General features: G+C 60.0%; 10 protein-coding genes and 1 tRNA gene. All 11 read left to right on the plus strand.

Annotated elements, in window-relative coordinates; genetic code table 11:
• The first annotated feature begins 134 nt into the window (after nucleotides 1-134).
• Nucleotides 135-211, plus strand: a tRNA-Arg gene (locus tag O3W47_RS17870).
• A gap of 174 nt (nucleotides 212-385) precedes the next feature.
• Nucleotides 386-1,198, plus strand: a complete 813-nt coding sequence (locus O3W47_RS17875; protein ID WP_269314855.1) for a class I SAM-dependent methyltransferase — start codon at nucleotides 386-388, stop codon at nucleotides 1,196-1,198.
• Between the two features lie 217 nt (nucleotides 1,199-1,415).
• Nucleotides 1,416-2,561, plus strand: coding sequence for an ABC transporter ATP-binding protein (locus O3W47_RS17880; RefSeq protein WP_170985779.1), 1,146 nt, complete (start codon nucleotides 1,416-1,418; stop codon nucleotides 2,559-2,561).
• Nucleotides 2,558-3,484 carry a carbohydrate ABC transporter permease gene (locus tag O3W47_RS17885; RefSeq protein ID WP_003520025.1) on the plus strand — a complete coding sequence of 309 codons (927 nt, stop codon included), beginning with the start codon at nucleotides 2,558-2,560 and terminating at the stop codon, nucleotides 3,482-3,484. The genes O3W47_RS17880 and O3W47_RS17885 overlap by 4 nt, the downstream gene beginning before the upstream one ends.
• The gene (locus tag O3W47_RS17890; RefSeq protein ID WP_127756790.1) at nucleotides 3,484-4,305 is read left to right on the plus strand and encodes a carbohydrate ABC transporter permease; all 822 of its coding nucleotides are present in this window, start codon (nucleotides 3,484-3,486) and stop codon (nucleotides 4,303-4,305) included. Before O3W47_RS17885 ends, O3W47_RS17890 begins: the two co-directional genes overlap by 1 nt.
• Before the next feature lie 42 nt (nucleotides 4,306-4,347).
• On the plus strand, nucleotides 4,348-5,640 hold the full coding sequence (locus tag O3W47_RS17895; protein ID WP_269314285.1) for an ABC transporter substrate-binding protein: 1,293 nt from the start codon (nucleotides 4,348-4,350) through the stop codon (nucleotides 5,638-5,640).
• 66 nt (nucleotides 5,641-5,706) lie between these two features.
• Entirely contained in the window at nucleotides 5,707-6,507 is an 801-nt protein-coding gene (locus O3W47_RS17900; protein WP_269314286.1) for a phosphodiesterase, read from the plus strand.
• Nucleotides 6,508-6,797: 290 nt separating this feature from the next.
• Nucleotides 6,798-8,294, plus strand: a complete 1,497-nt coding sequence (locus tag O3W47_RS17905; RefSeq protein WP_269314287.1) for an acetyl-CoA hydrolase/transferase family protein — start codon at nucleotides 6,798-6,800, stop codon at nucleotides 8,292-8,294.
• Between the two features lie 186 nt (nucleotides 8,295-8,480).
• Complete coding sequence (locus O3W47_RS17910) at nucleotides 8,481-9,803, plus strand: alpha/beta hydrolase (RefSeq protein ID WP_269314856.1); 1,323 nt, start codon at nucleotides 8,481-8,483, stop codon at nucleotides 9,801-9,803.
• 129 nt (nucleotides 9,804-9,932) lie between these two features.
• Complete coding sequence (locus O3W47_RS17915) at nucleotides 9,933-10,970, plus strand: 4-hydroxyproline epimerase (RefSeq protein WP_127756794.1); 1,038 nt, start codon at nucleotides 9,933-9,935, stop codon at nucleotides 10,968-10,970.
• A gap of 113 nt (nucleotides 10,971-11,083) precedes the next feature.
• A complete protein-coding gene (pyrC, locus tag O3W47_RS17920) occupies nucleotides 11,084-12,121 on the plus strand; it encodes a dihydroorotase (RefSeq protein ID WP_269314288.1) in 1,038 nt (345 codons plus the stop codon).
• The last annotated feature ends 23 nt before the right edge of the window (nucleotides 12,122-12,144 follow it).

A 12,144-nucleotide genomic window follows, 5' to 3' on the forward strand; every position in this document is an offset into this window, starting at 1 on the left:
TGGAATTTCCAATAAAATCAATGTGATACATGAATTGCTGCGGAAAAATGACAATTTCGAAGCGAAATCGCTTGCATTCGGAATGAGGACGTTTTAGAGGATCGCCACGCCACCGGAAACGACCGGAACGGCACGCACCCGTAGCTCAGCTGGATAGAGCACCAGACTACGAATCTGGGGGTCAGGAGTTCGAATCTCTTCGGGTGCGCCATTTCTCTTCCCATAAAATTAAGTCCCGAGACAATCGCCGTCACGCGCGATATGGCTGATATCGGCAAGTCCGTTCAGGCGGATGCTTCGACGCTCCGCAGGACCGCGTGAATTCCGAACGTCCCGAATATGTGCTAAAGTCACCCCGTCATCAGCTGTTCCCGGGGTGAAAGCCATGTTGGAAGCGGACAAGGTGTTTGCGGGTTCGATTCCGGAAAATTACGACCGCTATATGGTGCCGCTGATTTTTGCGCCATTCGCCGCCGATCTGGCGCGTCGGGCGGCGGCCTTGATGCCGATTGATATTCTGGAAATCGCCGCAGGCACCGGCGCCGTCACGCGCGAATTGGCTCCCCGATTATTGCCCGCGGCAAACTATGTGGTAACCGACCTCAACCAGCCGATGCTCGATTTTGCGGCGTCGCAACAGGCGTCGGATCGCCGCATAAAATGGCAGCAGGTGGATGCCCAGACATTGCCTTTTGAAAACGCTGTGTTCGATCTCGTTTTCTGCCAGTTCGGCGCGATGTTCTTTAATGACCGCTTGTCGGCCTATCGCGAGGCGAAGCGGGTATTGAAGCCCGGCGGACATTATTTATTCAATGTATGGGACCGCATTGAGGAAAATCACTTCGCGGATGATGTGACGAACGCCCTGGCGCGCCTGTTCCCCGATGATCCGCCGCGCTTCATGGCCCGTACCCCGCACGGTTATCATGACACGGCACTCATTCGCCGCGAGCTGGAGGAGGCCGGCTTTTCCCGCGTGACGATTGAGACGGTGACCGCGCAGAGCCGCGCCTCTTCGCCACGCATTCCGGCCATGGCTTATTGTCAGGGAACCGTGCTTCGGACGGAAATTGAGGCGAGAGCACCGGGAGGGCTCGACACCGCGACAGATTGCGCAGCCGCGGCGATTGAAGCGCGGCATGGCGGTGGCGCGGTTGCCGCCAAAATTCAGGCGCATGTGATTCTCGCCGCCGTTTAAACCGGCGCTGCCGACCCGGTTCTCAGCCTATAAATGCGAACGGGGAATATTTGAGCAATACCCCCCTAAATATTAGTGGTTTTGGGTGGAGGCCTGTACCACCGGGTTTTCCGATAGTCCGAGATTATCGGGCTTTCGAGTGTCATCGAACTTTCCGCAAACCTTCGTCATATTGTCATACAATATAAGCATATGCGCTCCAGAAAAGGAGCGCAGAATGACGCCACAATCACTTGAACTTTCGGGCATCGGTAAAGGCTTCGGGGCTGACGATGTTCTGAAAGAGATCGATCTCTCCATTCGTCCCGGAGAGTTTTTGTCTCTCGTCGGCATGTCGGGCTGCGGCAAGTCCACGCTTCTGCGTATCATTGCGGGGCTGGAAACACCGGATCGCGGTTCGGTCTCCATCGGCGATCAGGATGTGACTGAGGTTGATCCGAGCGATCGCAATCTGGCAATGGTTTTCCAGTCCTACGCCCTTTATCCGCATATGAGCGTGCGCCAGAACATTGCCACACCGCTCAGGATGCGGCGTTTGCCCTTTGCCGCCCGCCTTCCGCTGGTCGGACGGTTTGCGGCCCCGGCAGAAACGCTAAGCCAGATCGACGCCGCCGTCGAACAGGCGGCCGAGACGCTACAGATCGCGCATCTGCTGGATCGCAAGCCGGCGCAGCTCTCCGGCGGCCAGCGTCAGCGTGTGGCGCTTGCCCGGGCGCTGGTGCGTTCGCCTGCCGCCTTCCTGATGGACGAACCGCTCTCCAACCTCGATGCAAAGCTTCGCGCCCATATGCGTGAGGAACTGGCCGGACTGCACCGTCGGCTGGGGGCGACCTTCATCTATGTCACCCACGACCAGATCGAAGCCATGACCATGTCCGACCGCATCGCCTTGATGTCGGAAGGCCGCATCGAGCAGCTGGGCACGCCGGACGAGCTTTACCGCAAGCCCGCGACGCTGACAGTCGCGCGTTTCATCGGCACGCCATCCATCAACCTGCTGCCGGTCGAAATCGACGCGCAGGGTAAAGTCACGGCCTTTGGACGCGATCTTGGCATCGAGGGTGTGGGCCGCGATGCCGGCCCGGCGACGCTCGGCCTTCGCGCCGAAGATTTGCGCCCGGGCGAAGAAGGTTTTGCCGTGCGCGTGGTGCGCAGCGAAACCCACGGGGCCGACCGCTTCGTGAGCTGCCGCCTGCTGAGCGACGAGACGGTCGCCGTCACCCTGCGTCAGGGCGCCGGCGATGCCCTGGGCGCGGATATGAATGGCGTGATGAATCTCGGCTTCGCGCCGGAACGCGCGCATCTTTTCGCGGCCGATGGCCTGCGTCGCAAGGTGACGGTGCGCGAACGGGTGCCGGCATGACGGCGGTCGATTTTTCCACGGCCGCGCGCGCGAAGGCTCGCCCGCGGCTGTCGAAGGCGGACCGGCGGATGATCTGGCGCGGCCTGATGTTCGCTGCCCCCGCAAGCCTGCTGCTTCTGGCGATCTATATCGTTCCGATGCTCGTTCTGGCCGGTTTTTCCGTCACCGATTACCAGCTCGGTTCGCTCTCCACCCGCTTTGTCGGCCTTGGAAACTTCGTCAAGGCATTTCAGGATCCGGTCTTCCTGCGCTCTCTGGCCAATACCGCCATCTATGCGCTCATCGTCATTCCTTTCGGTGTGTTTCTGGCGCTCGGCGTGGCTTTGCTCGTTTATAACCGCAAGCGCAGCCGGGCTTTCTGGGAGGTGGCTTATTTCCTCCCCGTCACCGCAACCCTCGTCGCCATGGCGACCGTGTGGCAGTTCCTGCTGCATCCCTCGCTCGGTCCGGTCAATGCGGCGATCAAATGGCTGGGCTTCGAGCCGGTCGCCTTCCTCTCCAATCCCGTCCTCCTCATTCCCACCATGGCTCTGATGGGCGTCTGGCAGATCCTGGGTTTCAACATGGTGCTGTTCCTCGCCGGCCTCACCGCCATTTCGAAGGATCTGCACGAGGCGGCGCGGCTGGATGGCGCCAAGAACCCGATCGACCGCTTCCTGACCGTGACCTGGCCGATGCTTGGGCCGACGACCATGTTCGTGGTGGTCACCACCTCCATCTCGGCCTTCAAGGTGTTCGAGACGGTGGCTGTGCTCACCAAGGGCCGCTTCGGATCGGAAACCCTGCTGTTCGATCTCTATCTGGAAGGTTTCGAATATTCGAACACCGGTTATGCCGCCGCGCTGACGATTATCTTCCTCGCGATCGTGCTGGTCCTGTCTATCGGCCAGACGCTGCACATGGACCGGAAGGTGCATTACTGATGGCCGCACTCCGCAAATATCTCCCGCATCTCGTGCTTGCCCTTGGCGCTTTCGTGATGCTCCTGCCGTTCTACTGGATGGTGTTGACCTCGATCCGTTCACCGGCAGAGATTTTCGATGTCTCGCTCTGGCCGATCCCGCAGAAATTCGACGCGGCCGATAATTACGCCCGGGCGGCGGGTCAGGTGCCGATGGCGCGTTTCATGCTGAACGGCGTCATCGTCTGCGTGGGCATTCTCGTCGTGCAGATCCTGACGTCGGTTCCGGCTGCCTATGCGCTGGCGAAACTCCGGTTCCCGGGCCGCAAGCTGCTGCTGGGCCTCGTCATTGCGGCGCTTTGCGTCCCTATTCAGGCGCTCGCATTGCCGCTTTTTGTCGGTCTCGCCAAGACGGAACTCCTGAATACCTATTTCGCGATGATGATGCCGTTCTTCCTTTCGGTCTTCGCCATCTTCCTGTTCAACCAGTCCTTCCGCAGCTATCCGAATGAGATTATCGAGGCTGCCCGCATGGACGGGTTCTCGGAAATGGAAATTTGTTGGGGACTGGTCCTTCGCGGGTCGCTGCCTTCGCTCGCCGCTTTTTCGATCTTTTCGCTCGTTGCCCACTGGAACGACCTTTATTGGCCGATGATCGTGGTCTCTGACACCAATCTCGCCCCGCCGCCGCTTGGCATGATGCTCTTCGCCGATGTCGAATCCGGCGCGAATTACGGTGCGCTGATGGCGGGCGCCACACTGATTACCGCGCCGATGGTGCTGTGCTTCCTCCTCGCACGGCGGCACTTCATCGCCGGTATTACCATGACCGGCGTCAAGTGACGCCGTTCAGATTTCCTCCTCCCAACCTCTCTGGAGACTGACATGAAACTCAACCGACGCGCTGTGATGGGCGGTCTGGCTCTCGGCATGGCTTTTGCGGGCCTCGCCCAGCCGGTTCTGGCCAATGAAATCACGCTCAACGTTCTTTACAACCTGCCGGGCTTCACCAAGTTCCATCAGCCGCTGGCCGATGAATTCATGAAGAAGAACCCGGACGTGAAGATCAACTTCTTCGCTCCGGCCGCCGGTTATAATGAAGGCCAGCAGCAGGTTCTGCGCTCCGCCGTAACGGGCAATCTGCCGGATGTTTATTTCTCGGGTTACAATCTGACGGCGGAACTCGTTCACACGCTCGCACCGCGCAACCAGATCACCGATCTCGGCCCGTTCATTCAGGCTGAAGGCGGTCAGGCCTTCCTCGACAAGAACTACAGCCCGAAGATGGCCGCCCTCGGCCAGATCGACGGCAAGCAGTATGGCCTGCCGGTCAATGCGTCCTCGCCGATCATCTACATCAACTCCGACCTCGTCACCAAGGCTGGCGGCGATCCGGACAAGATGCCGACGACCTTTGCGGAACTCATTGCTCTCGCAAAGAAGATCAAGGCTCTCGACCCGAAGTTCGCCGGCATGAGCTACGACATCAATGGTTGGCCGGATGACTGGTTGTGGCAGGCGCTCATCGTCGAACAGGGCGGCAAGCTCGTTGACGAGAAGGCCAAGACCGTTGGCTTCGATAACGAGATCGGCCTCAACGCCCTGAAGATGACCCGTCAGTTCGTCACCGAAGGCGGCCAGAACCTGCTCGACTGGGATCAGTCGCGCCAGCAGTTCGGTGCAGGCCTCACCGGCTTCATCTTCTCGACGCCTGCCCATGTTCAGACGATCCAGGGCCTGGTCGGCGACCGCTTCAAGCTGAAGACCGCGACCTTCCCGCTCGACAATAAGGAAAAGGGCGGCGTTCCGACCGGCGGCAACTCGGCTGTTATCCTGACACAGGAAAAGGCCAAGCAGGACGCCGCCTGGAAGTACCTGAAGTGGATCACCGGTCCGGAAGCGCAGAACACCATCGTTCGCATCACCGGTTACCTGCCGACCAACAAGCTGGCCACCGGCCCGGACTTCCTCGCTCCTTATTATGTAGAGAACCCGAATGTGAAGACCGCTTCGCTTCAGGCTGACCGCTCTCTGCCCTGGGCCGGTTATCCGGGTGGCGATTCCGTCCGCATCTGGCGCACCCAGCGCGACATCATCGGCACCGTCATGCGCGGTGAGGTGACGCCGGAGGCCGGTCTCAAGCAGATCGTCGAGCAGACCAACGCCCTGCTGAAATAAGCAAAACCATCGAAAAGGCTGCGGGGAAATCCGTTCCCGCAGCCATTTTGCGCAGAAAGACCTGTTATGAAGATCATTCAGATCACCGACACCCATCTCGTACCCCCCGGCATTGCTGTAAACGGCGTCGACCCGGAAAAGCAGCTACGCGCGGCGGTGGCCGATATTGTCGAAAAACATGCCGACGCCGATCTTCTTGTGATGACGGGTGATCTCTGCAATTACGGCGAGCCGGAAGCCTATGAGCTGCTTCGCGATATCCTCGCGCCCGTCTCGATCCCCGTGCGGTTGATGCTCGGCAATCACGACCGCCGCCCGGAATTCGTGACCGCCTTTCCGGAACAGCCGCGCGACGATAACGGCTATATCCAGTCCTTCATCGATACCGAATTCGGTCGGCTGCTGTTTCTCGACAGCCATGAGGCCGATGTGATCGGCGGCATATATGGCGCGGATCGTCTGGCTTGGCTGGAGAGTGCGCTGGAAAGCGCGGGCGAATTGCCGGTGACGGTATTCATTCATCACCCGCCGATGGATTGCGGCATCCGCCATTTCGAACATATCGGCATGCATGATGACGGAGCTGTCATGCGCCGTCTCGCCGCTCATCCGGCCGGTATACGTCATATCATTTTTGGCCATATCCATGTGCCGATGGCAGGCACGACCGCCGAAGGCATCGCCTACAGTTCCGGTCAGGCCTGCGCGCACCGTTTCATCACCGATATCGATGTTGTCGATCCGCTGTGGGCGGGCGGCAATCCCTGTTACCGGGTCATAAGCCTCGGTACATTTGGCCTGCGCGCCTATGATGCGGAAGTGGGGCAGGTCGTGCTCGGTCAGGCGCCTGTTTGCGAAGGCCCCTGACACCGGACGTTTCCGTGTTGCACGGAGATGACCTTCGCCTCGTCGCCTGTTGCCGGTGGTGAGGGAGGGGTTTTGGCGATTGCAGGGCTGCGGTGGTGAGAAGACCTCCGTGGCCTGTCGCGCCGATGCGTCACTTGAGGTTTGTTGAACGGGATGTGATGCGTCGAAACCATGGTTCCGTGCGCACCCTTGATCTATGTCAGTTTCATCGATGAAACTGCACGCCATAGTCGCCGAAAGGTGGCCAGCCGAATGCCGTGCCATCGTGATGACAGATCATGGAGAATTGCATGCTTGAAAAGCGTATCCGCAACGCGTCCCTCTTGAACAGGATCGTCAGCGCCGAAGAGGCCGCCAGTCTCATTCAGGACGGCATGACGGTGGGCATGAGCGGTTTTACGCGCGCCGGCGAAGCGAAGGCGGTGCCGCTGGCGCTGGCCGAGCGCGCCAAGACGAACCCGATGAAAATCACTCTGATGACCGGCGCCTCACTCGGCAACGATCTCGACAAGACCATGGTGGAGGCGGGCATGCTGGCGCGCCGCATGCCGTTCCAGTCCGATCCGGCTTTGCGCAGGGCGATCAATGACGGCAAGGTGATGTTCATCGATCAGCACCTTTCCGAAACGGTCGAGCAATTGCGCGGCGGCCAGATCCACGGGGTCGATATCGCCATTGTCGAGGCGGTAGCGATCACTGCGGAAGGCGGCATCGTGCCCACCACCTCCGTCGGCAATTCCGCAAGCTTCGCCATTCTGGCCGACAAGGTCATCGTTGAAATCAACCTGTCCCAGCCCGAGGTGCTGGAGGGGTTGCACGACATCTTCATTCCCGCCAGGCGCCCGACCCGCATGCCCATTCCGGTGGTGGCGACGGATAGCCGTGTCGGCCTGCCGTTCATTCCGGTGCCGCCGGAAAAGATCGCCGCCATCGTGCTGAGTGACAAGAGCGACAGTTTTTCAACCGTGCTGCCGCCGGATGACGAGACCAAGGCCATTGCCGGCCATCTCACCGAATTCCTGTTGAACGAGGTGCGTCATGGCCGCATGACCCATGAGCTCCAGCCGCTCCAGGCCGGCATCGGCACCATTGCCAATGCCGTGATGCACGGTTTCATCGATACGCCGTTTCACGATCTCAAAATGTATTCGGAGGTCCTGCAGGACTCGACTTTCGAACTGTTTGATGCGGGCAAGCTGACTTTCGCCTCCGGCTCGTCGATCACGCTGTCTTCCGCCATGAACGAGCAGGTGATGCCACGACTGGCGGAATATAAGAGCAGGCTTATCCTGCGGCCGCAGGAAGTCAGCAACCATCCGGAAGTTATCCGCCGCCTCGGCATTATCGGCATCAACACGGCACTGGAATTCGATATCTACGGAAACGTCAATTCCACCCATGTCGGCGGAACGCATATGATGAACGGCATCGGCGGCTCGGGGGATTTCGCCCGCAACGCCTATATGTCCATCTTCGTCACCAAATCGATCGCCAAGGGCGGGGCCATTTCAAGCGTCGTGCCGATGGTCAGCCATGTCGATCATACCGAACATGATGTCGATATTCTCGTCACCGAAATCGGGCTTGCCGATCTGCGTGGGCTGGCGCCTCGTGAGCGCGCGGCGGTCATCATCGCGAACTGCGTGCATCCTGATTATCGTGATGCGCTGATGGATTATTACCAGAGGGCGGCAGCGCGGGGCGGGCACACGCCGCATCTCATCGAAGAAGCTCTATCCTGGCATGCGGCTCTGCGCGAAAGGGGCACGATGCTGCCGCAGAAATAGGCCTGCTTTTTACGAGGTGCCCCGTTGCCGGTGTGAAAGCCGCGCAATTGGGTCCGTTTGGACACACAAGCGCGGAAATTGTCCGCTTCTGTGCCGTGGTTGCTGGCGCGTCTGTTCCGCCTCCGGTAGAAAATCCTCTCCCCCGGCTGCTGTCCGGCTGCCTCTGGGTTGTAGGAGAGTAACGTGATGCCCATTCGCTTCGTGGCCATGATCGCCATTGTCGCCCTGCTCGCCGGCTGCGGGGGGCGTCCGATCGAGGTCATGACGCCAACGGGGCAGACCGTGGCGGGAACCACACCGGTCAACCTTCTTGTCGCCACTACCCGCGCGCCATCGGAAAACGCCGCCGTGCTTTTTGGCGGCGAGCGTGGAACCGGTCTGAAGGTGGATGCGGTGACGGTTTCCATTCCACCCAATGCCAACCGCAAGGTCGGGCAGGTGCAATGGCCGAAGAAACTGCCGCCGAACCCGCTCAAGGATTTTACCACGGTTGCGGTGGAGCCCATTCGCTCCGAAGCGGAGACACGAAGCTGGATCAGCAAGCATATCCAGAAAGACCGCCGCGTGCTGGTCTTCGTGCACGGTTTCAATAACCGTTACGAAGAATCCGTTTATCGTTTCGCCCAGATCGTCCATGATTCCGGCACGGATGTCGTGCCGGTGGTCTTCACCTGGCCGTCGCGGGCGAGCATTTTCGACTATAATTACGACAAGGAAAGCACCAACTACTCGCGCGATGCGCTGGAGGAGATGCTGACGCGCCTCGCCAAGGACAGGTCCATCGGCGAAGTCACGGTCATGGCCCATTCCATGGGCACCTGGCTTGCGGTGGAGGCGCTGCGCCAGATGGCCATCCGCAATGGCCGGGTCGATCCGAAGATCGGCAATGTCATTCTCGCCGCGCCGGATCTGGATGTGGACGTGTTCAGCCGGCAATTCGCAAGCCTCGGCAAAACCCCGCCGAAATTCACTCTGTTCGTTTCGCAGGATGATAGGGCGCTCAGCCTGTCACGCCGCATTTCCGGCAATGTCGACCGTCTCGGCCAGATCGACCCATCGGTCGAACCCTATCGCAGCGAGCTTGAAAAGGCCGGCATCACCGTTCTGGATTTGACCAAGCTGCAATCCGGCGACCGCCTGAACCATGGCAAATTTGCCGAAAGCCCCGAGGTTGTCCGGCTTATCGGCGACCGCCTTATCGCCGGTCAGACGGTGACGGATTCAGATGTCGGTCTGGGTGAGGCGCTGGGTGCAGTCAGCATCGGGGCTGCGCAAACCGTCGGAACGGCGGCGAGCGTCGTGGTCAGCGCGCCGATTGCGGTCTTCGATCCGCGCACGCGTGAAAATTACGGCAGGCAGGTGGAACGGCTCGGCCGCTCCGTGGAAAATACCGTTGGATCGGTGGGCGATACGGCCGGTTCCGTGGTGGACGATCAGGCTGTTCAGTCGTCGAGAGTGAATTGCGAGGCGGCCGCCAATCGAAACCGGGCAGAGTGCCGTAACCGATAGATCAAAGATCAAGAGCGAGATGGTGAAACCGTAAGCGATTTTCACCATCTCGCCCTCGCAGATTTGTATACAGCTTGTATTTTTATCTGTATGGTCGGGTCAACAAGCCAACTTCCGGAGTAGACCCCCATGCGTTGGAAACGCACCCTCCAGCTTCTCGATGTTCATTGCGAAGGCGAAATCGGCCGTGTCGTCACCGGCGGCGCGCCGAAAATTCCCGGCGACACGGTGGCCGAACAGCTTCACTGGATGAATACCGATCCGCAGGGTGAGGCGCTTCGTCGCTTTCTGACGCTGGAGCCGCGCGGCACACCGATGGGGTCGGTCAATCTTCTCCTGCCGCCAAAGCACCCGGATGCGCACGCCGCCTTCGTCATTCTCCAGCCGGATCAGGCGCATGCCAGCTCGGGCTCGAATTCCATCTGCGCGACGACGGCGCTTCTGGAAAGCGGCATGGTGGAAATGCAGGAGCCGGAAACCGTCATCATCCTCGAAACGGCCGCCGGTCTGGTCAAGGCCACGGCCACCTGCCGCGATGGCCGTTGCGAAAAGGTCAAGCTGACCATGGTGCCATCCTTCGTGCATGAGCTGGATGTCAGCATCGACACGCCCGAATGGGGCAGGGTGACGATGGATATCTCCTATGGCGGCATCTTTTATGCGCTGGTCGATGTCCGCCAGATCGGCCTCACCATCGAAAAGGCCAATGCTGCGAAGCTGGTTGCGGCCGGCATGATCCTGAAAGATCTGGTCAACCGCGAAATGACCGTCGTTCATCCGGAAATTCCGGCCATTTCCGGCGTTGCCTATGTCATGTTCCGCGATGTGGATGCGGATGGCTCCATCCGCACCTGCACCACCATGTGGCCGGGCCGGGCGGATCGCTCGCCCTGCGGAACCGGCAACTCCGCCAATCTCGCCACGCTTTATGCGCGCGGCAAGGTGAAGGTGGGAGACGAGTATAAATCCCGCTCGATCATCGGTTCGGAATTCGATGTCGGCCTTTCCGCCGTTACCGAGGTGGCGGGTCGCCCGGCCGTCATTCCCACCATTGCAGGGCGCGGCTTCACCTTCGGGCTGCATCAGGTCGGTCTCGATCCGTTTGATCCGCTGGCTGATGGTTTCGCCATGACCGATGTCTGGGGCCCGGAAGCGGGCAACATCTGAGGCAGGCTTTAAAAAAATGACATTTACAGCCGCCCGATGGACTTTGGCGGCTGTTTTCCCGCGGCAAAAGATGCTAAGCGGGCGCCAATTCCGTCATGCTCCGAGGTATCCCGATGAAGTCGCTCACCCTGCGCCGCCCTGATGACTGGCACCTGCACCTGCGTGATGGAGCAATGCTGGAAGGGGTGATCGGGGATACGAGCCGCCATTTCGCCCGCGCCATCATCATGCCGAACCTGGTGCCGCCGGTCGTCACCACGGCCGATGCCCGCGCCTATCGCGAACGCATCGTCAAGGCCATTCCCGCGGGTGACCGTTTCGAGCCGCTGATGACCCTCTATCTGACCGAGGACACGCAGGCCGACGATGTGGATGAGGGCAAAAAAAGCGGCCTCATCACTGCCGTAAAGCTCTATCCGGCTGGTGCGACGACCAATTCCCACGGCGGTGTGCGCGATTTCAACAAGGCCATGCCGGTTCTGGAGCGTATGGCGAAGATTGGCCTGCCGCTTTGCGTGCATGGCGAGGTAACGACGCCGGAAGTCGATATTTTCGACCGCGAGAAGGTGTTCATCGATACGGTTCTGGAGCCGCTGCGCCAGCGACTGCCGGAACTCAAGGTGACGATGGAGCACATCACCACCCGCGACGGCGTGGACTATATCAAGTCGTCCAAGGCCAACATCGCTGGCTCCATCACCACCCATCACCTCATCATCAACCGCAATGCCATCTTGGTCGGCGGTATCAAGCCGCATTATTATTGCCTACCCGTCGCCAAGCGCGAAGAACACCGGCTGGCGCTACGGGCTGCCGCGACTTCGGGCGATGCACGCTTCTTCCTCGGCACGGATTCCGCTCCGCATGTGGACCCGCTGAAGGAATGCGCCTGCGGCTGCGCCGGCATCTATACCTCGATCAACACCATGAGCTGTCTCGCCCACGTCTTCGAGGATGAAAACGCCCTCGATAAGCTGGAAGCCTTCGCTTCGCTTAACGGCCCGGCCTGGTACGGGCTGGCCCCGAACGAGGAGACGATCACGCTGGTCAAGCGCGAGGAAGCGGTGGCCTTTCCTGAAAAAATCGAGACGGGCGCCGGGCCGGTCACCGTGTTCGATCCGATGTTCCCGGTCCATTGGGATGTAAGTTGATTTTTAGTAACCGCCGGCACTGC

The organism is Agrobacterium sp. LMR679, from assembly GCF_027157905.1.
GTDB classification, from domain to species: Bacteria; Pseudomonadota; Alphaproteobacteria; order Rhizobiales; family Rhizobiaceae; genus Agrobacterium; species Agrobacterium leguminum.

What these genes read in the sequence shown, in the direction of transcription:
- O3W47_RS17900 (WP_269314286.1), top strand. Translation starts at nt 5,707, where the DNA reads ATGAAGATCATTCAGATCACCGACACCCATCTCGTACCCCCCGGCATT.
- O3W47_RS17890 (WP_127756790.1), top strand. Translation starts at nt 3,484, where the DNA reads ATGGCCGCACTCCGCAAATATCTCCCGCATCTCGTGCTTGCCCTTGGC.
- O3W47_RS17915 (WP_127756794.1), top strand. Translation starts at nt 9,933, where the DNA reads ATGCGTTGGAAACGCACCCTCCAGCTTCTCGATGTTCATTGCGAAGGC.
- O3W47_RS17910 (WP_269314856.1), top strand. Translation starts at nt 8,481, where the DNA reads ATGCCCATTCGCTTCGTGGCCATGATCGCCATTGTCGCCCTGCTCGCC.
- O3W47_RS17895 (WP_269314285.1), top strand. Translation starts at nt 4,348, where the DNA reads ATGAAACTCAACCGACGCGCTGTGATGGGCGGTCTGGCTCTCGGCATG.
- O3W47_RS17885 (WP_003520025.1), top strand. Translation starts at nt 2,558, where the DNA reads ATGACGGCGGTCGATTTTTCCACGGCCGCGCGCGCGAAGGCTCGCCCG.
- pyrC (WP_269314288.1), top strand. Translation starts at nt 11,084, where the DNA reads ATGAAGTCGCTCACCCTGCGCCGCCCTGATGACTGGCACCTGCACCTG.
- O3W47_RS17875 (WP_269314855.1), top strand. Translation starts at nt 386, where the DNA reads ATGTTGGAAGCGGACAAGGTGTTTGCGGGTTCGATTCCGGAAAATTAC.
- O3W47_RS17905 (WP_269314287.1), top strand. Translation starts at nt 6,798, where the DNA reads ATGCTTGAAAAGCGTATCCGCAACGCGTCCCTCTTGAACAGGATCGTC.
- O3W47_RS17880 (WP_170985779.1), top strand. Translation starts at nt 1,416, where the DNA reads ATGACGCCACAATCACTTGAACTTTCGGGCATCGGTAAAGGCTTCGGG.